General features: G+C 73.4%; 20 protein-coding genes. 11 read left to right on the forward strand and 9 right to left on the reverse strand.

The window, feature by feature from the left end:
- The 8 genes from ABD811_RS40910 to ABD811_RS40945 form a co-directional block, all read right to left on the reverse strand.
- On the reverse strand, window positions 1-747 hold a 747-nt coding region (locus ABD811_RS40910; protein ID WP_344958625.1), incomplete at its 3' end, for an FG-GAP repeat protein.
- Between the two features lie 104 nt (window positions 748-851).
- Window positions 852-1,646, reverse strand: a complete 795-nt coding sequence (locus ABD811_RS40915; protein ID WP_344958663.1) for an aldo/keto reductase — start codon at window positions 1,644-1,646, stop codon at window positions 852-854.
- Between the two features lie 145 nt (window positions 1,647-1,791).
- Entirely contained in the window at window positions 1,792-2,601 is an 810-nt protein-coding gene (locus tag ABD811_RS40920) for a DeoR/GlpR family DNA-binding transcription regulator (RefSeq protein WP_344958627.1), read from the reverse strand.
- Between the two features lie 93 nt (window positions 2,602-2,694).
- Window positions 2,695-3,798 (reverse strand): ABC transporter permease, encoded by a 1,104-nt coding sequence (locus tag ABD811_RS40925; RefSeq protein WP_344958629.1) that lies wholly within the window; start codon window positions 3,796-3,798, stop codon window positions 2,695-2,697.
- The gene (locus tag ABD811_RS40930; protein ID WP_344958631.1) at window positions 3,795-4,784 is read right to left on the reverse strand and encodes an ABC transporter permease; all 990 of its coding nucleotides are present in this window, start codon (window positions 4,782-4,784) and stop codon (window positions 3,795-3,797) included. The genes ABD811_RS40925 and ABD811_RS40930 overlap by 4 nt, the downstream gene beginning before the upstream one ends.
- Complete coding sequence (locus ABD811_RS40935; protein WP_344958633.1) at window positions 4,781-6,388, reverse strand: sugar ABC transporter ATP-binding protein; 1,608 nt, start codon at window positions 6,386-6,388, stop codon at window positions 4,781-4,783. The genes ABD811_RS40930 and ABD811_RS40935 overlap by 4 nt, the downstream gene beginning before the upstream one ends.
- Window positions 6,389-6,400: 12 nt before the next feature.
- A complete protein-coding gene (locus tag ABD811_RS40940; RefSeq protein ID WP_344958635.1) occupies window positions 6,401-7,426 on the reverse strand; it encodes an autoinducer 2 ABC transporter substrate-binding protein in 1,026 nt (341 codons plus the stop codon).
- Entirely contained in the window at window positions 7,426-8,937 is a 1,512-nt protein-coding gene (locus tag ABD811_RS40945) for a rhamnulokinase (protein ID WP_344958637.1), read from the reverse strand. The genes ABD811_RS40940 and ABD811_RS40945 overlap by 1 nt, the downstream gene beginning before the upstream one ends.
- Before the next feature lie 446 nt (window positions 8,938-9,383).
- Between ABD811_RS40945 and ABD811_RS40950 the strand changes: the two genes are divergently transcribed.
- Window positions 9,384-9,977, forward strand: coding sequence for a histidine phosphatase family protein (locus ABD811_RS40950; protein WP_344958639.1), 594 nt, complete (start codon window positions 9,384-9,386; stop codon window positions 9,975-9,977).
- On the opposite strand, the gene ABD811_RS40955 is transcribed toward ABD811_RS40950, so the two are convergent.
- A complete protein-coding gene (locus ABD811_RS40955) occupies window positions 9,959-10,156 on the reverse strand; it encodes a hypothetical protein (protein WP_344958641.1) in 198 nt (65 codons plus the stop codon). The two genes, ABD811_RS40950 and ABD811_RS40955, sit on opposite strands and share 19 nt — an antisense overlap.
- A gap of 579 nt (window positions 10,157-10,735) precedes the next feature.
- Between ABD811_RS40955 and ABD811_RS40960 the strand changes: the two genes are divergently transcribed.
- The 10 genes from ABD811_RS40960 to ABD811_RS41005 form a co-directional block, all read left to right on the forward strand.
- Window positions 10,736-10,993: an acyl carrier protein gene (locus ABD811_RS40960; protein ID WP_344958643.1), complete on the forward strand. Its 258-nt coding sequence runs from the start codon at window positions 10,736-10,738 to the stop codon at window positions 10,991-10,993.
- Window positions 10,993-11,634, forward strand: a complete 642-nt coding sequence (locus ABD811_RS40965) for an SGNH/GDSL hydrolase family protein (RefSeq protein WP_344958645.1) — start codon at window positions 10,993-10,995, stop codon at window positions 11,632-11,634. Before ABD811_RS40960 ends, ABD811_RS40965 begins: the two co-directional genes overlap by 1 nt.
- Window positions 11,631-12,428: an SGNH/GDSL hydrolase family protein gene (locus ABD811_RS40970; protein ID WP_344958647.1), complete on the forward strand. Its 798-nt coding sequence runs from the start codon at window positions 11,631-11,633 to the stop codon at window positions 12,426-12,428. The genes ABD811_RS40965 and ABD811_RS40970 overlap by 4 nt, the downstream gene beginning before the upstream one ends.
- The gene (locus tag ABD811_RS40975) at window positions 12,425-12,838 is read left to right on the forward strand and encodes a nuclear transport factor 2 family protein (RefSeq protein WP_344958649.1); all 414 of its coding nucleotides are present in this window, start codon (window positions 12,425-12,427) and stop codon (window positions 12,836-12,838) included. The genes ABD811_RS40970 and ABD811_RS40975 overlap by 4 nt, the downstream gene beginning before the upstream one ends.
- Window positions 12,839-12,886: 48 nt before the next feature.
- Window positions 12,887-14,668: an acyl-CoA dehydrogenase family protein gene (locus tag ABD811_RS40980; protein WP_344958651.1), complete on the forward strand. Its 1,782-nt coding sequence runs from the start codon at window positions 12,887-12,889 to the stop codon at window positions 14,666-14,668.
- Window positions 14,652-16,577 carry a fatty acyl-AMP ligase gene (locus tag ABD811_RS40985; protein ID WP_344958653.1) on the forward strand — a complete coding sequence of 642 codons (1,926 nt, stop codon included), beginning with the start codon at window positions 14,652-14,654 and terminating at the stop codon, window positions 16,575-16,577. The genes ABD811_RS40980 and ABD811_RS40985 overlap by 17 nt, the downstream gene beginning before the upstream one ends.
- 86 nt (window positions 16,578-16,663) lie before the next feature.
- Complete coding sequence (locus ABD811_RS40990; RefSeq protein WP_344958655.1) at window positions 16,664-17,239, forward strand: PadR family transcriptional regulator; 576 nt, start codon at window positions 16,664-16,666, stop codon at window positions 17,237-17,239.
- 42 nt (window positions 17,240-17,281) lie between these two features.
- Window positions 17,282-17,869, forward strand: coding sequence for an ATP-binding protein (locus tag ABD811_RS40995; RefSeq protein WP_344958657.1), 588 nt, complete (start codon window positions 17,282-17,284; stop codon window positions 17,867-17,869).
- A gap of 171 nt (window positions 17,870-18,040) precedes the next feature.
- On the forward strand, window positions 18,041-18,430 hold the full coding sequence (locus ABD811_RS41000) for a hypothetical protein (RefSeq protein WP_344958659.1): 390 nt from the start codon (window positions 18,041-18,043) through the stop codon (window positions 18,428-18,430).
- A gap of 4 nt (window positions 18,431-18,434) precedes the next feature.
- Window positions 18,435-20,489: sensor histidine kinase (locus ABD811_RS41005; protein ID WP_344958661.1), on the forward strand; the 2,055-nt coding region annotated here is incomplete at its 3' end.

Genomic DNA, 20,489 nt, shown 5'->3' on the forward strand with positions numbered 1-20,489 from the left:
GTCGTCCGTGCCGACGCCGCCGGACGGCGCCCGCAGCAGCGGTCCGGGCCGCAGCCCGCGCGTTGCACCGCGTCCGCGCAGCCCGAACACGGCCACGCCGCCGCCTCCCGGCAGTCCGGGCACGCCGACGAGGAGTTCGTCGTCCCGGTCGCCGTCGACGTCGGCCGCGGCGAGGGCCGCGCCGAAGCGGTCCGTGCCCTGGGGCCGCCGCAGCGTCCGCATCGACAGCAGCGGGCCCTCCACCGGCCCGGACGGCGACCCGAAGAAGACCTGGACGGCGCCCTGACCGTCGGTGCCCGAACGCCGCGCGCCGAACGTCTCGTCCGGCACGCCCACCGCCAGATCCCCGCAGCGGTCGCCGTTGAGGTCGCCGACCGCCAGCGCGGCGCCGAACCCGTCGCCGCGTTCGGCCGGGTCGGTGCCGCGCTGCGACAGCCGGACGACCCCGCCGCCGTGCCGGACGGCCCCGCCACCGTGCCGCACGGCGACGGCACCCGCCCGGGACTGCCCGCCGACCGTCGCGTACGGGGCGCCCGCCGCCAGGTCCTCGGCGCCGTCGCCGTCCAGATCGGCCGGTGACGATCCACGGCACGCACCCGCGGGCACGGCGTCGCGGACGGGCACGGCGGCGGCGATCGGGGCCGCCGGCCGCGGGGCCGACGGGAAGGGGGCGGACGACGCGGCGGCCAGCGCCATGAGGGCGGTGGCCGCCGTCAGCCTGAACGCGGGGCGGCGGGGGATGCTCACGCCCGGTAAGCTCCCCGCCGCCCGGAACGCCCGTCCACCGGCCGGGTGACCTCCGCGTTAAGGCTTCCCGACCGCCCGTGTCACGCGGGTGCGGGCACGCGGGTTCAGCCCAGGACCTCGAACGTCGCCGGGTCCGGGCCGAAGCGGGTGCCCTTGTCGAGGGCGGCGATCGCGGCCTTGTCCTCGTCGGTCAGCTCGAAGTCGAACACGTCGAAGTTCTCGGCGATGCGCGACGGGGTCGCCGACTTGGGGATGACCACGTTGCCCAGCTCCAGGTGCCAGCGCAGCACCAGCTGCGCCGGGGTCTTGCCGTGCCTACCGGCCAGGCGGGCGAGCTCGGCGTCCTCCAGCAGGCCCTGGCCCTGGCCGAGGGGGCTCCACGCCTCGGTGAGGATGCCGTGCTCGGCGTGGAAGGCGCGCAGCTCCTCCTGCTGCAGGTACGGGTGCAGCTCGATCTGGTTGAGGACCGGCACCACCTCGGTCTCGTCGAACAGCCGGGTGAGCGTCTCGACGGTGAAGTTGGACACGCCGATGGCGCGGACGCGGCCGTCGGCGTACAGCTTCTCGAACGCGCGCCAGGTGTCGACGTACAGGTCGCGGCTCGGCATCGGCCAGTGGATGAGGTAGAGGTCCAGGTACTCCAGGCCGAGGCGCTCCATGCTGGCGTCGAAGGCGCGCAACGTCGAGTCGTACCCCTGGTCGCTGTTCCACAGCTTGGTGGTGACGAACAGCTCCTCGCGCGGGACGCCCGACTCGCGGAGGGCGCGGCCCGTACCCTCCTCGTTCTCGTAGGCCGCGGCGGTGTCGACGCTGCGGTAGCCGGTCTCCAGCGCGACCTTGACGACCCGCTCGGCCTCGGCGTCCGGAACCTGCCACACACCGTAACCGAGCTGTGGCATGGTGACACCGTTGTTGAACGTGACGTTGGGAACGGTCACGAAATCCCCCTGCGTTAAATCGGTGTTTTGATCACTTATCCGATATCAGATCCCCACCATGCCCGAAAACTCCGGCCCCCAACACGGGCGGGCGCGGTGGCCGGGGTCACAGCGTCGCCACGTCGTAGGCGACCTTGTGCTCGTCGAGGTCGCGCAGGGCCTCGGGGGACGCCCCCGCGTCGACGATGACGCGTTCGAACTCGGCGAGCGGCGCCACCCGGTGCAGCGCCGTGCGGCCCAGCTTGGTGTGGTCGAGCAGCAGCACGTTGCGCGCCGCCGACGCCAGCATCGCCCGCTTCACCGACACGATGTGCTGCTCCTGGTGGAAGGCGTAGCCTGCCGACACCGCCGACGTCGACACGAAGCACAGGTCCACGCTGAGCGACTCGATCGCCTCCACGCAGGACACGCCCAGGAACGAGTCGTGCATGGCGTCGTAGTCGCCGCCCAGCGCCATCAGCCGGATCCCGCGGAACTGCGCCAGCAGGTTCAGCCCCTCCAGGAAGTTGGTGACCACCGTCAGCGGCGTCACCTCCGACAGCCGCGCCGCCAGCGCCAGCGTGGTGGTCGAGTCGTCCAGCATCACCGCCATGCCCGGCTCGATCAGCCGGACGGCGCGCTCGGCCACCGCGTCCTTCTCCGCCCGCATCGACTTGCGGCGGTAGGCGACGTTGCTCTCGAACACCCCGGACGGCTGGGCGGTCACCCCGCCGCGGAACTTGCGGACCACCCCCTGGCGCTCCAGCTCGTCCAGGTCCCGGTGGATCGTCATCAGGCTGACGCCGAACCGCTCGGCCAGGTCGGCGGCCGACGCCGACCCCTCCGACAGCACCTGCTCGGCGATCAGCCGCTGCCGCTCCGAAGGTCCCTGCGCCCGCCGCGAGGCGCCCCGCGCATCGCTCTCCCCTTGCTCCATGGCACCATCCTCGCGCGTGTGGCGACCTCCCCGCGCGCCCACCGCGCGCCCGCGGCGGGCCCGTCGTCGGCCTGTTCTCGGCCTGTCGTGGATCTAGCGGGGACGTCGTCGTCGCCGGCTCCGTCTGGCCACCGCGTTGAGCAGCGTGGAGGCGATCAGCAGCACGCCGAGGGCCAGCAGCTGGAAGCGCGAGCCCGCCGACCCCTCGAAGTACAGCAGGATCCCGGCGTTGAGCCACACCACCAGCAGCGCCGCGACGATCACGCCGCCGACCCGGCCGACGCCGCCGGTGATGGCGACCCCGCCCAGCACGGCGATGGTGATCGCGGGCAGGGCCATGCCGTTGCCGACGGTCCCGGCGTCGGGACGCGCCGAGGCGAACTGCCCCACCGTGACGACCGCCGCCACCCCCGACAGCAGCCCCGCCAGCGCGAACGCGCGGAACCGCACCCCGCCGACCGACAGCGCCGCGTACCGGGCCGCGGTCTCGTTGGTGCCGACCGCGTACAGCCGGCGCCCGAACGCGGTGCGGTTGACCAGCAGCCACACCAGCACGGCGCAGGGGATCAGGAAGGTGAAGAACTGCCTGGGCACCGGCGGCAGCCCGAGGGGCAGTTCGGTCATGCTGGTCAGGCCGTGCAGGTCCTGGACGGGCTTGGTGGAGATCGGCGCGTTGTCATTGCTGACCAGCGCCAGCGAGCTGTAGGCGTACCCGGTGGCCAGCGTGGCGATCAGCGAGGGGAAGCCGAGCACGGCCACCAGGAACCCGTTGACCGCGCCGAGCGCCGTGCCGAACGCCAGCGCGGCGACCAGGGACGGCCACAGCGGCCAGCCCCATTCGCCCACCATGAACCCGAACGCCATGCCGGTCAGGCTCACCATCGCCCCGACCGACAGGTCGATGCCGCCCCGCCCGGACAGGATCACCAGCATCTCGGCCAGCGCCAGGATGCACAGCGGCACGAACGACTCCAGCGCCGCCGCCATGTACGTGGCGTCGTACGGGCCGAGCAGGTAGCCGCCCCGGTCGAGGATCATCATCCAGGCGACCAGCACGACCAGCAGCAGGATCAGCAGCGCCACCCGGTCGTGCAGCAGCAGGCGGCCCAGCCGGGCCAGGGGCGAGGGCGGCCGCGCCCCCGACGCGTCGTCGCGCGTGGTGGTGTCCGCGGGCTTACTCGTCGACTGCGGCGTCACAGGGACCGCCTCCGGCGCTCGCGCAGCAGGTCGGACCCGACCGCCACGAGGATGAACACTCCGATGAACAGCGAGGTCAGCTCGTTCGGCCAGCCCAGCAGGGTGACCGCGCTGGTGACGGTGCCGACCAGCAGCGCGCCCAGCACGGTGCCGAGCACGGTGCCGCGGCCGCCCTGGATGCTGGTGCCGCCGATCACCACGGCGGCGATGACCTGCAGTTCCATGCCGGTCCCGGCGCTCTGCGCGACCAGCCCGCCGCCGCCGATCACGCAGCAGGCGGCCAGCCCGGCCAGCAGCCCGGTCGCGGCGTACACGGTGAGCAGGCGCCGGGTGACGCGCACCCCGGCCAGCCGCGCCGCCTCGGCGTCGCCGCCGATCGCGTACAGGTGCCGCCCGGTCGGGACGTGCCGCATGTACGCCCACATCAGCGCGGCCAGCACGACCGCCAGCAGCCACGAGTGCGGCAGCCCGAACGTGCGGCCCTCGGCGCCGCCGCCCAGGAGGCCGAGCGTGCCGGGCACCCCGGCGACCTCCCGCCCGTCGAAGATCTGCAGCGCGACGAACCGGTACAGGTTGAGCGTGCCGAACGTGATGATGATCGGATGCACCCGGCCGTAGGCGACCAGCGCCCCGTTGAGCAGGCCGAGCACGCCGCCGACCAGCAGCGCCAGCCCGACCGCGGGCCCGAACGCCAGGCCGCCGTCGCGCAGCTGCTGCGCCACGATCACCATCACCACGGCCATGGCGCTGCCGACCGACACGTCGATGCCCGCGGTGACGATGACCGCCGTCATCCCGACCCCGATGATCGTCACCGGCGCCACCGTGGCGAGGATGTTCTGCAGGTTGGACGCGGTGACGAAGGTGTCGACCGACAGGCCCAGCGCCGTCCACAGCAGCGCGATCACGCCGATCAGCACGACTTCCTGGCCCTCGATCGCGCCCGCCGCGGGACGCCGCGCCCAGGGCCGTGCGAGCGCCGTCATCGTTCCTCCCCGCTCTCGTCGGCCCGGCCGTCGTCCGTGCCCCGGCCCGTGTCCTGGCCTGCGTCCTGGTCCGCGCCGTCGCCCGCGGCGTCGCCCGAGTCGCCCGCGGCGGCGGCCAGGACGTCCGCCTGCGCGGCGCCGTGCGGGAACTCGCCGACGATCCGCCCGCCCCGCACCACCAGGACGCGGTCGGCCAGGCGGATCGTCTCGGGCAGGTCGCTGGACACCACCAGCACGGCGCTGCCCTCGTCGGCCAGGCCGAGCACCAGGTCGTGGATCTCGTCCTTGGCGCCGACGTCCACGCCCTGGGTGGGCTCCTCCAGCACCAGCACGGGCGGCCGTTCCACGAGCTGGCGGGCGAGCACGACCTTCTGCTGGTTGCCGCCGGACAGCGTCCCGACCGGCGTCGCCGGGCCGGGCGCCTTGATCCGGATGCGCTCGATGAACTGGGAGGCGACGGCGCGTTCGCGGGCCCGGTCCACCCACACGCGGGCCCGGCTCAGCACCGGCAGGTGCCCGACGGAGATGTTGAAGCCGATGCTCTTGGACGCGAACACGCCCTGGGCCTTGCGGTCGCCGGGCAGCATCGCCAGCCCGGCGGCGACCGCGTCCGCCGGCGTGCGGGGACGGACCTCACGGCCCGCCACGCGCAGCGTGCCGGCGTCCGGCGGGTCGATCCCGTACAGGGCCCGCGCGATCGCCCCGGTGCCGGACCCGACCAGCCCGAACAACGCGACGACCTCGCCGGCGCGCACCTGGAACGACACGTCGCGGAAGGCGTCGCGCCGCGACAGGCCAGCCGTCTCCAGCACCGCGGGACCGTCCGGCACGGCCCGCCGCTGCGCCGCGCCGACCGGCGCGTGCCCGACCATCAGCCGCGCGATCTCGCGGATCGTCAGCTCGGCGGTCGGCCGCGTGGTGACCCGGGAGCCGTCCCGCATGACGGTGACGCGGTCGGAGATGACGGTCAGCTCGTCCAGCCGGTGGCTGATGTAGATGACGCCGACGCCGTGCGACCGCACCGACCGCAGCACGCCGAACAGCACCTCGATCTCGCGGTCGGTGAGGATGGCCGACGGCTCGTCCAGGATCAGCACCTTCGCCTCGTGCGCGAACGCCTTGGCGATCGACACCAGCTGCCGCTGCGCCACCGGCAGGTCGGCGACGCGCACGTCGGCCAGGCCGGGATCGAGGCCGAGGCGGCGCAGCAGCTCGACGGCGCGGCGGCGCTGCGCGGCCCGGTCGACCATGCCGCGGCGGCGCAGCTCCCGGCCGATGAAGATGTTCTCGGCGACCGGCAGCTCGCCGAACAGCTGCGGCTCCTGGTAGACGGTGGCGATCCCCGCCTCGAACGCCGCCGCCGTGCTGCCGCCGGGCAGCGTCCGCCCGGCCATCTCCACGGTGCCCGCGTCGGCCGCCTCCGCCCCCGAAATGATCTTGATGAGGGTGGACTTGCCCGCGCCGTTCTCGCCGACCAGCGCGTGCACCTCGCCCGCGCGCACCTCGAAGTCGACGCCGCGCAGCGCCTGCACGCCGCCGTAGCGGCGCCGGACGCCGGTCAGCCGCAGCAGCGGCTCCCCGGCGCCGTTGGTCTCCTCTTCCACCGGCCGGGCCTCTTAGTAGTTGTAGTTGCCGACGTTGTCCTTGGTGAGCCGCAGCGGGTCGCCGAGGAGCAGCATCTTCTGGTCGGGGAAGTACTTCACCGCGGGCAGCTTGTCGCTGACCTTGTTGGTGGCCTGCAGCGGCGTGCCCTTCTTCAGCTGGGTGCCCGCCCACACCGTCAGGTAGCCGAGCTGCTCGACGTCCCACAGGATCGAGGTGCTGGACGAGCCGTCCATCAGGTACGGCTTCATCGACGCCGGGGTGCCGACCCCGACGGTGAACACCTTGCCGATCTTGCCGGTCTCGCGGACGGCCTTGGCGACACCCGGCGCCGAGGTGGTGCACTCGCCCACCAGCCCCGTCAGGTCGGGGTGGGCGTTCATCAGGTCCTTGGCCATCGAGGTGGCCTTGGCCTCGTCCTCGCCCGCGTAGACGACGTCGACGATCTTGGCGTCCGGGTACTTCTCGGCGGTGTGCTTGCGCTGCACCGCGATCCAGGAGTTGAGGTTCCCGGCGGTCTGCCCGCACGAGACGATGGCGTACTTGCCCTTGCCGCCCATCTTCTCCAGCAGCGCGTCGGTGACGGTCTGCCCGATGCCCTCGGCGGTGGCCTGGTTGACGAACAGCTCCCGCACCGAGTTGGGCGCGTCGGTGTCGGACGTCATCACCTTGATGCCGCGGGACTGGGCGTCCTTGAGGATCGGCGCCATCGAGTCGGGGTCGTTGGGCGCGACCACCAGCACGTCCACCCGCTGCTGGATCAGCGACTTGACCACCTCGGTCTGCGCGCCCGGATCGGCCGTGGTGGGGCCCTTGTAGATCCACTCCACGCCCAGGTCGGCGGCCGCACGGCGCCCGCCGGTGTTCATCGCCTCGAAGTAGGGGATGCCCTGCAGCTTCGGCACGAACGCGACCTTGATCTTGCCGTCGCCCGAGCCGCCGGAGCCGGAGGCGTTCTCCTTCTTGCTGCACCCGGCGAGCCCCAGGCTCGCGGTGAGGGCGAACGCGACACCGACGGTGACCGTCCTGGTCAGCCTCATCATGATCTCCTTTCGTCGGCCAACGCCGCCTCTTGGTCGGCCGCCGCGAACGCGCGCAGGCGGCCGTACAGGTCCGACCAGCGGTCCGCGCCGGACGGCTCGACCGTGCCGGTGCGCGTCCCGGCCCGTACCGCCGCCCGCGCCTCGTCCAGGCCGGACAGCTCGCCCAGCGCCATGAGCTGGGCGAGCACGTTGCCCAGCGCGGTGGCCTCGACCGGCCCGGTGACGACCGGCAGCCCGGTCACCTCGGCGGTGAGCCGGTTGAGCAGCGCGTTGCGCGAGCCGCCGCCGACGATGTGCACGGCGGGCAGGGGGCGCCCGGTGACCTCGGCGATGTCGTCGAACGCGGCGCGGTAGCCCAGCGCCAGGCTGTCGAGCACGCACCGCACGACCTCGTCCGGCCCGGCCGGGACCGGCTGCCCGGTGCGGCGGCAGTAGTCGCGGATGCGCGCGGGCATGTCCCCCGGCTGCACGAACCCGGGGTGGTCGGGATTGACCACGCTGACGGCGGCCGGGGCCGCCTCGGCGAGGCGCACCAGGTCGTCGTAGCTGTACCGGTGTCCCTCGCGCGCCCACTGGCGGCGGCACTCCTGCAGCAGCCACAGGCCCATGCAGTTGCGCAGCAGCCGGATGGTGCCGCGCACACCGCCCTCGTTGGTGAGGTTGGCCTTGCGGGCCGCCTCGGTGACGACGGCCTCCCCGGTCTCCACGCCGACCAGCGACCAGGTGCCGGACGAGACGTATCCGGCGTCGGGGTGGACGAACGGCACGCTGACCACGGCGCTGGCGGTGTCGTGCGCGCCGGGGACGATCACCGTGGCGTCGGCGTAGGCGGGGTGGTCGAGCGCGGCGGGCAGCACCGGGCCGAGGGCGGTGCCCGCGTCCACCACCTCGGGCAGCATGTGCGTGGGCACGCCCAGGTCGTCCAGCAGCCCCGTTGCCCAGGCGCGGCGGGTCATGTCGTAGGCGCCCGTGGTGCTGACCGCGGTGTACTCGGCGACGGTCGCGCCCGACAGCCGGTGGTGGAACAGGTCGGCCATCATCAGCAGCGTCGTCGCGTCCTCCAGCACGCCGGCATCGGCGTCGGCCATCAGCTGGTAGACGGCGTTGATCTCCATCAGCTGGGTGCCGGTGTCGGCGTACAGCCGTTCGGCGCCGACGCGGCGCACCGCGTCGGCGAGCACGCCCCGGGTGCGCGGGTCGCGGTAGCTGACCGGGTCGGCCAGCGGCTCCCCGTCGGCGTCGAGCAGGCCGTAGTCCAGGCCCCAGGTGTCGACGCCGACCGAGTCGACCCGGCCGGCGAGGGCGCCCGCCTTGGCCAGGCCCATGCGCACCTGCGACCACAGGTGCTCCAGGTCCCAGCGCAGCAGGCCGTCGGCGTGACGCGGCCCGTTGGGAAAGCGGTGCACCTCGGTCAGCTCGACGCGGGAACCGTCGAACCGGCCGAGGACCACGCGGCCGCTCTCGGCGCCAAGATCGGCGGCGACGACGGCGCGGGAACGCCCGCTCATGTGCCCTCCAGCAGATAACACCCGCGGTGATGGAGTTCACAGAGCCTGTAACACAGGGATCGGCAACGTCAAGAGCTCGTTACGGATTTGTGAAGCGGGATGGGCGCTCCGACAACGTCCCTGGAGAACGCCGTACGAGCGCCCCTCATGAGGGCGCGCGAAGGAAGCCGGGGAGGCACCTCCCGGCCCGATGCGCTTGATTTGTTAACGCTTCCTGGCTATAACTTCACAGGACGAGCCGCGATCTGATGGGGGTGCCGTGCCCGATCATCCCGGCGACGCACACCCGCCGCGACCCGCTCGCCGGACGATGGCCACATGAGGCCGCAACGCGGCGTCATCGCTGCGTGGAACGTTACAACAAGCCGTACCCTCGGTTTGCCGGCGCATTGCAACCAGGTGGCGGTTCCGCCGGGGCCGCCGCGCGACAACGACGGGATGACCACGTGACAAGGCTGTTCGTAGCCCGGCACGGCGAGACGGTGTGGCACGCCGAGAACCGGTACGCGGGCGTCAGCGACATCGCGCTCAACGACACCGGCCGCCGCCAGGCCGAGGCGCTCGGCCGCTGGGCCGCCGGCGCCGGGATCGACGCGCTGTGGGCCTCCCCGCTCGGCCGTGCCCGCGCCACCGCCGCCCCGGCCGCCGCCGCGCTCGGCCTGCCGCTCAAGGTGGACGCCGACCTGACCGAGGTCGACTTCGGCTCCGCCGAGGGCCGCACGCTCTCCGAACTGCCCGCCGACCAGGTCGCCGCCTTCCGCGCCGACCCGGTCAACGCCCCGTTCCCCGGCGCCGAGGACCCGCGCAAGGCCGCCGCGCGCGGCGCCGCCGCCCTGCGCCACGTCGCCGCCGCGCACCCCGGCGAACGCGTCCTGGTCGTCGCGCACAACACCCTGCTGCGGCTCACCCTGTGCGAGCTGCTCGGCATTCCGCTGTCGCGCTACCGCAGCGTGTTCCCCAGAGTCCTCAACTGCGCGCTCACCGAGCTGGAGGTGGACGGGACGGAGACCGGCCTGATCGCCTACAACGTCCCGGCCTGAACGCGCCCGCGCCGCAGAACCCCCTGCTCCGCCGCGCTCCCCGTCCGGGCGATCGCCGCGTCCCAGGCCGCCACCGCCTCGTGCGCACGGCCCAGCCACCGCAGCGGGTCGACCCGGACGGCGGGTAACACGTAGCACCCCTCCCGCTCCAGGCACTCCGCCGCACCGGGCCCACTCATCGGCGACTGATCAGTGCCCTGCACATCTCCGCCGCACTGGCGGCGGGCCCGATGGCGGCCTGCTACTGGACGGTCCCGTCGCACTCCCGGCCGGCACGTTGCCATGGCGCTCCCACCTGCCTGTGACCTGCGGGTTCACGGGCTTGAGTCCGCCGGGACGGGTCGGCCGGCGGGCCGTATCACCAGAGGGTGACAGCTCGATGGCGGCGAGGTGGGGCGGGCGGGGCCCAAAATTCCGGGAGGGAGCGCTGTGACGGGGCGGGGGCCGCGTTGCCGCTGGGCGGTCTGGTCTGGTGGGTGAACGCCCAGGTCACGGGAGTGGGCGCGGCGCGGGCAGGGCGGGCGGATCGGTGTGGCGGCCACCGGCCGGGATTCGGGTTGGGCCCGTATCCGGCCACCACCGGCAAGGTGTCCTTAATGAACCCTTTCACTCAGGGGATTACCTGATTTACAGGACAGAAAAAGAGCGCTCCCGAATAGTTCACGCGCGGGTCGTGACAGCCGGTGGGGCCGCGGGTATCTTCAAGGTGCTCTGCCGCCGGGCATATCAGAAGGCCCCTTACCGAGGCGAGGAAAGCGTTGAACAGATCGGAAATTATTTCTCACGACGAGCTGCAATCGTGGCTTATTGACCGGATCGCGTTCTACCTCGACCGGCCCGCCGAGGACATCGACGCGTCGGTGGAACTGGCCCGGTACGGCATGGACTCGGTCTACGCCATCAGCGTCGTCAGTGACATCGAGGACCACCTCCAGGTGGAGGTCGACGTGGCCGAGGCGCGCCGCCGCGGCACCGTCGCCTCCCTCACCGACTACCTGCTCGGCCTCGTCGCGTGATGGCCGCCCTCCCCCGGCGGCTGGTGGTCTTCGGCGACAGCGTGGCGGAGGGGCGGGACGACCCGGACCCCGCCGGCGGCTGGATCGGCTGGGCGGGACGGCTCGCCGACCTGCTGGAACTGCCCCGCGACCGCGTCGCCAACTTCGGGCGGCCGGCGGCGACCATCGCAGACGTGACCGGCGAGCAGCTCCCCGCGGCCGGGGACGCGCGACCGGGCCTGGTGGTGCTCAACTGCGGGATGAACGACGCCCTCGCTGGGTTCGACCGGGAGCGGGTCGCGCACCTCGTCGCGGAGGTCTTCGGCTGGGCGAGCCGGGCCGGGGCGGTGGCGATCGCGGCGCCGGTGCCGTGTCCACCGTTCCTGGAACGGGTTCCCATGTCGGCTTTCCGCAGGAAGCGGACCCTGCAAAGAATTGACGAGTTCAACGCCGAGCTCCGCCGGGCCGCCGAGAAACACGATATGACCTTCCTGGCACCGGGCGCGGTCCCCGAGGTGGCCGATCCGGGACTGTGGAGCGCGGACGGAATCCATCTCAATCCGGCGGGACACGCCTATGTCGCGGAGGTGATGGCCCCCATCGCCAGAGACCTGCTCGGGGAGCGTCCGGTCGGCGCCCCCGCGGACCGAGGATGGACATGAAGAAAGCAATTTCCTTTCCCCGTTCGAGTTTCCGGGTCAATTTTCCGACGACGCGGATGCTGGTGCTGCCGCTCGCGCCGGTCCTGCTCGTGCAGGCGCGGCGGACGGCGCGCCGCACGCCGCGGCTCGATCCCGCGTCCGGTGCCGACCACGGCGTGGCGGGGGCGGGCGCGCCGGACCTGCGCCTCGTGGTGATCGGCGACTCCACCGCCGTGGGGGTGGGCGCGGCCGCGCACGCCGAGGCGCTGCCGGGGTTCCTGGCCGCCGCGCTGCGGGAACGGCTCGGCCGGAGCGTGGCCTGGTCGGTCACCGGGCGCAGCGGCGCGACGGCCCGCAGGGTCGTCACCGACCTGGTGCCCGCGCTGAACGGCGCCGCCCCGGACCTGGTCGTGGTCACCGTCGGGATCAACGACCTCATCCGGCGGCGTCCGCTCGGGACCTGGGCCGCCGACCTGACCGCGCTCGTCACCGCCGTGCGCGGCGCGTACCGCGACGCGACGGTGCTGGTCGCCGGGATGCCGCCGGTGCACCGGTTCCCGGCGCTCCCGCAGCCGCTGCGGCTGGTCATCGGCGCCCGGGCACAGGCGATGGACCGCGTCATGCGCGAGGTGGCGCACGCCCACGGGGCGCTGCACGCGCCCATGGACGAGGCCATGGCGCGCGACCGCCGGCTGTTCGCCGCCGACGGGTTCCATCCCTCCCCCGCCGGTTACCGGGCCTGGGCCGACGACCTGGCGCGGGCGGTCGCGGCGCACGTCCCGGAGGGCGCGCCGGCGGGAGGGCCGGGATCGTGACCGGAACGTTCCGGGCCGCGGTGGAGGCCGCCGATCTCGCCGCGATCACCCGGACTTTGGACCCGGGCATCGAGTTCCACAGCCCGGTGGTGGTGCGGCCCTACCGGGGCCGGGACGCGGTCGTCCGGCTGCTCGGCGTCCTCGTGGAGGTCTTCGAGGACTTCCACTACACCGACGAGCTGGTCAGCGCCGTCCCGTCCGCGCCGGGCGGGAGCCCCCCGGGCCGCGCGCTGATCTTCCGCGCCCGGGCCGCGGGCAAGGCCGTGCAGGGCGTGGACCTGCTCGAATTCGGAGCGGACGGCCTGGTCACCGGGCTGACCGTGATGGTGCGGCCGCTGCCCGCGGCGATGACGCTCGCCCGGCTGGTCGGCCGGCGGCTGGAGGAGCCGGCGGCGCCCGCCGCGCCCTGACCGGGCGGCGACGCCGGACGCTACGGACCCAACGAAGGGGTCGCGAACATGGACAGTCACACCCGCACGCGAACCGTCCAGGCGCGGTTGTCCCCGGCGCACCGCATCGCCGCCGACCTGGACGCCTACCTGGGGGACCCGATGGACGACGGCGCCGGGCCGTTCTCCTACCGGGCGATCGTCGAGGCCGAGGAACGCGACGAGCTGCCGCCGGGCGCGGTGGAGGCGGTCCGGGCCTGGGGCTTCCCCGGCTACCTGGTGCCCCGCCACCTCGGCGGGCGCCTGACCACGCTGGAGGAGCTGTTCCTGGTCACTCGCGCCGTGTCGCGCCGCAGCGTCACGGTCGCGGTGGTGTACGGCTCGGGCCTGCTGGCGGTCAACCCGGTATGGCTCTGGGGCGATCCCAGGCAGCAGAAGACGGTCGCCGAGGGGGTCCTGCGCGGCGACCTGGCCTGCTTCGGCGTCTCGGAGGCCGACCACGGCAGCGACGTGATGGCGTGCGAGGCGCGCGCCGAGGCGGCCGGGGACGGCCTGGTGCTCACCGGCGTCAAGTGGCCGGTCGGCAACGCCACCCGCGGACGGTTCGTCACCGCCTACGCCAGGACGGGCCTGCGGGACTTCTCCCTGCTCCTGGTCGACAAGGGCGAGCTCGATCCGGCGAGCTGGTCGGCGCTTCCGCCGGTCCGGACGGTGGGGCTGCGCGGCCACGACCTGAGCGGCGTGGAGTTCACCGGCGCGCGGCTGCCCGCCGGATGCGTCATCGGACGGCCGGGCTCGGGGCTGGTCCAGACGCTCAAGACGCTGCAGATCACCCGGACCGCCATCGCCGCGCTGTCGCTCGGCACGATGGACGCGGTGGTGCGCATCGGCATGGAGTACGCGGGGCGCCGCACGCTCTACGGGGCGGAGATCTACCGGATTCCGGTCATCCGCGACCAGCTCCTCAAGGCGCACCTCGACCTGCTGGTCGCCGAGTGCGTCGCGCTTCCGGTGGCGCGTGCGCTGACGGTGGCGCCCGGACGGCTGAGCCTGTGGTCGTCCATCGTGAAGTACTTCGTGCCCGTGCTGGGCGAGGAGGTCGTCGCGGGCGTCGGCACGGTGCTGGCGGCGCGCGGCTACCTGCGGGAGGGCGTGGCGCACGGCGCGTTCCAGAAGCTGCAGCGCGACCACGCCATCGCGAGCGTCTTCGAGGGGACGACGCACGTCAACCTCGCCAACGTCGCCGCCCAGCTGCCCTACCTCGCCGGGGCCACCGGCGACGGCCAGGGGGACGACGACCTGCTCGCCGACCTGTTCACCTGGTCGCAGGCGCCGCCGCCCTGGCGTCCCGACGGCCGGTCGCTGCGGCTCACCAACGAGGGGCGGGACGAGATAGGGGCGCGGTTCGAGGAGACCGCCGGGGCCGTCGTGGCGGAGGCGGGGGTCCACGCGGCCCCGGGCGTGGCCGCCAGGCTCGCCGACCTGGTGTCGGTCGTCGACGATCTGCGTGCCGGGCTGCGGAAGGGCGTCCTGGCCGACCCGGACGACACGTCCTCGGTGGCGGCGCTGGGCCGGGCCCGCCGCTACTGCGAGATCCACGCGATGGTGTCGTGCATGCTCACCTGGCTGCACAACCACCGCGCGTTCGGCGGGGCGTTCGCCGACGGGCAGTGGCTCGTGCTGTGCCTGGAGCGGCTCGTGCAGCGCATCCGTCCCGACACCGCGCTGTCCGAGGAGCTCGCGCCGCCGGTGGAGGACGCGATGTTCCGGTGCCGTGACCAGCGCCGCTGGTTCTCGCTGACGGCCCTGGCCGACGACGGAGGGGTGAGGTCGGATGCGTCCGCGCGGTGACTTCGTGTCGGTCGTCCGGGACGCCGTCGAGGAGCACGGGGACCGGCACGGCTTCACCTTCGTCAGCGAGGAACCGGGGCCGGGACGCCGGTACCGGGAGACCGGCCTCGGCTTCGCCGAACTCGACCGGCGGGCGCGCGTGCTGGCCTGCCTGCTGGAGGAGCGGGGCCTGCGGGACACGGCCGTCCTGCTGCTCTACCCGGAGGGGCTGGAGTTCCTGGCGGCGTTCCTCGGCTGCCTGTACGCCCGGGTCGTCGCCGTCCCGGCGCCACTGCCCGCGCTCGACGCCGGCCGCGCGGACCGCACCCTGCGGATCATCGACGACGCCGACGTCACCTGGATCCTCACCGACGCGGCGCACCGGGAGCCGCTCGAGGGGTGGCTGGCCGGCGCGGGGCTGACCGGGCGGGTCCGGTGCCTGGACACCGAGACGATCTCGGCCGATCCCGGTGCCGATCCGGGCGGCCGGCCGACGCCGCGCCTGGAATCGGGAACCCCGGCGTTCCTGCAGTACACCTCCGGCTCGACCAGCGCCCCCAAGGGCGTGCTCGTCACCCACGACAACCTGCTCTGCAACGGCGAGGAGATCAGACGCCGCATCGACGGGTCGGCCGGCACGGTGGGGGTCGGCTGGGTGCCGCACTACCACGACATGGGCCTGGTGGGGCAGTTCCTGGAGCCGCTGTACCTCGGCTGCCGCTACGTGTTCACCTCCCCCATCACCTTCATCAAGCGGCCCGTGCTGTGGCTGGAGCTGATCACCCGGCACCGCGCGACGATCACGGTGGCGCCGAACTTCGGCTACGAGCTGTGCCTGCGCCGGGTGACCGACGCGCAGCTCGACGGCCTCGACCTGGGGTCGCTGCGGACCGTCAAGAACGGGGCCGAGCCGGTGCGGGCCGCGACGCTGGAACGGATGGTGGAACGTTTCGGGGCGGTCGGGTTCCGGCGGGAGATGTGGATGCCCTGCTACGGGATGGCGGAGACGACGCTGCTCATCGCGGCCGCGCCGGCCGGCGCCGGCCCGGTGGTCCGCTCCTTCGACGCCGAGGCGCTCGGCCGCGGCGAGGCGGTCCCCGTCGCGTCCGCTCCGTCCGCTCCGTCCGAGCCGGTGGCCGCGCGCGGCGAGGCGCCGACGGCACGGCCCGGGGCGTCGCGGGCCGGGGACGCCGGAGTGCGGCGGCTGGTGAGCAGCGGGCGCCCGGTCACGCTGGACGTGCGGGTCGTCGACCCGCGGACCCGCGTCCCGCTCCCGGACGGGCGCGTCGGCGAGATCTGGGTCCGCGGCGGCAGCGTCGCCCACGGCTACTGGCGCGACCCCGAGGCCACGCGCGCGACGTTCGGCGCCCTCACCGCCGACGGCACCGGCCCCTACCTGCGCACCGGCGACCTGGGGTTCCGCGCGGACGGCGAGCTGTACGTCACCGGGCGGATCAAGGACCTCATCATCGTCAACGGCCGCAACCTGTACGCGCACGACATCGAGGAGGTGGCGCAGGCGGCGCACCCGGCCGCCCGCACCACCGCCGCGTTCCGCCTCGACGCGGACGAGAACGAGCCGGGGAGTGCCGAGCGGGTCGTGGTCGTGCAGGAGATCAGCACCGGCGCGGCGGGCGGGACGCCGCTGGGCGAGCTGGCCGCGCTCACCAAGGAGCGCGTGGCCCGCGCGTTCGGTCTGCCCGCGGTGAGCGTCGTGCTGGCCAGGCGGGGCGCGGTGCGGCGGACGACCAGCGGCAAGACCCAGCGGCGGGCGACCCGGCGGGACTTCCTGGACGGGCGGATCGCCGTGCTCGCCGCCGACCTCGAACCCGGCCTGAAACTCGGTCTGGAACCCGGCCTGGGACCCCGCGCCGAATCCGGCGGGGCGGCGTCGCCCGCGGGCGACGGCTCCGGCGCTCTACTCATCTAAAAATTTCCTAGTCAAAACAGTGACTGTTCCGACAATTGGGTGCTAACGTCTGACACCACCCTGAGTCAAGCAGGGAGACATGGGCCATGGCGCTACGTCACGCGGTGCTCGCGGCGCTGCTCGACGGCGAGTACAGCGGCTACCAGCTCGCCAAGATCTTCGATGTGTCGGTCTCGAACTTCTGGCACGCCGTGCCGCAGCAGCTCTACGCCGAGCTGGCCAAGCTGGAGACCGAGGGGCTGATCAGCGGACGGCGCGTCATCCAGCACGACCGTCCCAACAAGCGGGTCTACACCGTCACGCCGGCCGGGCTGCGCGAGTTGGAACGGTTCGCCGCCACCGCGGCCAAGCCGGGGATCATCCGCGAGAACCTGCTGGTCATGGTGCAGGCCGTGGACCACATCTCCGCCGCACCCGTGATCGCCCAGCTGGAGGAACGCGCCGAGGTCTCGGCCGCGAAGATCGAGATCTTCCAGCGCACCCTCCAGCGCCTGCGCGGCGACATGGACGAGGAGACCTACCTGCGGCAGGGCTCCCCGATCGGCCCGTATCTCACCTGCCTGCGAGGCCTGCGGTTCGAGCAGGAGAACCACGAGTGGTTCCGGAGCACCGCCCGGCTCCTGCGCGAACGCGCCGCGGCCCGTACCGAGGAGGGCGGATGACCGTGCCGTCCCCTCCGCGCCCCGCCCTGGGAGGCGTCCACCATGTCAGGCGACCACCGCACCATCGAACGACGAAGTAGCGACCCCCCGCGACCGGGCGTGGAGGCGCCGCCCCCGGCGACCGTCACGCTGCCGGTTCCCCCCGCGTCCCCGTCTCCGTCCCCCTTCCCCAGTGCCGCCCGCGTCCTGCTCGGCGAGCTGGGCCTGCGCGCGACGAGCGCGTCCGTTCCCCGGGCCCGCGGCTTCAGCCGGGCCCTTCTGATCGAGGCCGCCGGCCCCGCCCCCCACGTCCGCCAGGACGCCGAGGTGCTGGTGTCGGAGCTGGTCACCAACGCCGTCCGCCACGCCGCCGCGACCCGCGACGGCGACGGCGGCGGCGGCGACAGTGACGACCACGACGGCGGCGCGCTGCGCCTGCGGCTGCTGCGGGTCGGCGCCCGGCTGCGGATCGAGGTCCACGACCCGAGCCCCTCCGTCCCGCGCGCCCGCCACGCCGACCTGCTGGAGGAGACGGGCCGCGGCTGGTTCCTGGTGGCGGCCATCGCGGACCGGCACGGCACCGAGCAGACCTCCTCCGGCAAGTCGGTCTGGTGCGAGATCCGCGCCTGGCCGGACACCGGATTCGCCTGACCCGGCGCCGAACCGGCCCGGCGCCGGGCACCCGCGCACCCTCGCCCGCCCTCGGGCTCACCACACGAACCGTCATTCCCGGAACGGAAACGCCATGCGGGTTTACATGCCTATTTACGGTTCGTCAGATACGGGGCGCAGACGGCTGAATCGGCAGCGATGGGGATGTCAATGTCCGTGGACTGGTACCGGGCGGACGGGAGACCCGCCACGGCGGACGAGGCGCAACGGCTTCTGCTCGACACGAACGCGCGCCTGCTCGCACAGGACGTCGTTCGCGTCGGGCCGGTCGTCGTTGTCGTCTCCACATGGTTCACCGTGACCGATCTGGGATTGGCGGCAAACGGAAGGCCACTGCTATGGCAGACACTTGTATCCGACCTGTCGATGCACGCCGACATCGGCCGGTACACCACTCGGGAGCGGGCCGAGCGCGGCCATCGGGAGGCGGTGGCCTTGATCACCGAACGGCTGCGCTCCCTGGTCGCGCGGGCCGCCACGGACGGAGCCCCGGACAGGGCCACGGACGGGGCCACGGACGACACCGCGGACGGGGGGTGAGGTGATGGCCACCGACGGTCCGGTGTCCTTCCCGTCCGGGGCCGCCACGCCGGACGACACGGCGGACAGCGACCCGGAAAGGGGCGGGGCCGCCCGCGAGGACGCACGGAAATCCGCCCGCAAGGGCCGCCGGAAGCGTCCGATACGCCTGCGGATCACGGCGCTGCTCGTGGTTCCGCTGGCGTCGCTGATCGCCTTGTGGGTCTTCGCCGCGAATCTCACGCTGGGCCCCGCGTTCGACAAATACGATTTCTCGACGACGTACGAGAAGATCGTCCAGCCGGGCCTTTATCTGGTGAACCAGCTCCAGCAGGAGCGTTCGCTGAGCGTCGTCGCGATGAGCGGCCGCGACGCGCAGTCCCGCCAGCGGCTCGGCGCGCAGCGGGCCCGGGTGAACGCCGTCCAGCAGGTCTTCCGCAGGAGCGCCCTGTCCCGGGACGCGACCGACGCCGCCAAGCCCGAGACCGAGCAGCGCCTGGCGGAGGCGCTGCGGTGGCTGGACCGGCTGCCGCAGTACCGGAGCCGTGTCGACGCCGGCGACGCGGGCGTGCTGGAGGTCATCGACGACTACAGCGCCGTCCTGGACAAGGTCATCCAGGTGTTCAGCGACCTGGTGCTGGTGAACGACCTGGCCATCTTCGAGCAGGGCCGGGCGCTGATCGGCATGGGCAACGCGCGCGCCTACATGCTGCGCGAGGACGCGCTGATCGCGGCGGCGCAGCTGCGCGACGGGCGGCTGACCGCGGCCGAGCACCTGGCGTTCGTGCAGTGGGCGGCGGCGGGACGGCGGGAGTTCGACGCCGGGCTGGCGGACCTGGACGGCGCCACCCGCGCGCCGCTGCAACAACTGGCCGACTCCCCCGAGTACCGGCGGTACCGGGCCGCCGAGACGGCCGTCGTCAACTCCTCGGGCGGGCGGCTGCCGGCGGAGGCCGCGTCCTGGCGGGCGACCACGGCGCAGCTGTCGCGGGTCTGGGAGCAGCGGCTCACCCAGTCCAGCGCGGCCCTGAACGACCTGGCCGAGCCGATCGGCGACCGGATCGTGCGGCGGCTGGTGCTGGCGGGCGGGTTCGGCCTGCTCGCGGTGGTCGCCTCCGTCGTGCTGTCGCTGCTGGCGGCGCGCGGGCTGTCGCGGGAGCTGCGCGGCCTGCAGCGGGCCGCGCTCGACCTCGCGACCGACCGCCTGCCGCGCGTGGTGGCGCGGCTGCGCCGCGGCGAGGAGGTGGACGTCGAGGCCGAGGCGCCGCCGCTGGTGATCGGCAGGACCAGGGAGGTGTCGCGGGTCGGCGAGGCGTTCACCGAGGTGCAGTACACCGCGATCGACACCGCCGTGCGGGAGGCGTACCTGCGGCAGGGCATCAGCCGGGTGTTCCTCAACGTCGCCTGGCGCAGCCAGTCGCTGCTGCACCGCCAGCTGCACATGCTGGACGAGATGGAGCGCCGCACGTCCGACCCGGAGGTGCTGGCGGACCTGTTCCGCCTGGACCATCTGACCACCCGCATGCGCCGCCACGCCGAGGGCCTGGTCATCCTGTCCGGCGCGACCCCGGCGCGCGGCTGGAGCAGGCCCGTGCACGTCGAGGACGTGCTGCGCGCCGCCGTCGCGGAGGTGGAGGACTACACCCGCGTCGAGGTGGTCGTGGTGTCGGCCGGCGCCGCGCTGATCGGGGAGGTGGTCGCCGACGTCGTCCACCTGCTGGCCGAGCTGATCGAGAACGCCACGGTGTTCTCGCCCGCGCCGACCGAGGTGCTGGTGCGCGGCGAGATGGGCGCCAACGGGTTCGCGGTCGACGTCATCGACCGCGGCATCGGGCTGGACCAGTCCGAACTGGACGCGCTCAACCTGCGGCTGGCGCGGCCCCCCGAGTTCGACCTGGCCGTCACCGACCGGCTCGGCCTGTTCGTCGTCGGGCGGCTGGCCGGGCGGCACGGCATCCGGGTCGCGCTGCAGCCGTCGCTGTACGGCGGTGTCAGCGCGGTCGTGCTGATCCCGCGCACGCTGATCGTGAACGTGGAGCAGTCCGAGGACGAGGCGGTCCCGACGTCGGGCCCGACGGCG

The organism is Actinomadura miaoliensis, assembly GCF_039536785.1.
Classification (GTDB): Bacteria; Actinomycetota; Actinomycetes; order Streptosporangiales; family Streptosporangiaceae; genus Spirillospora; species Spirillospora miaoliensis.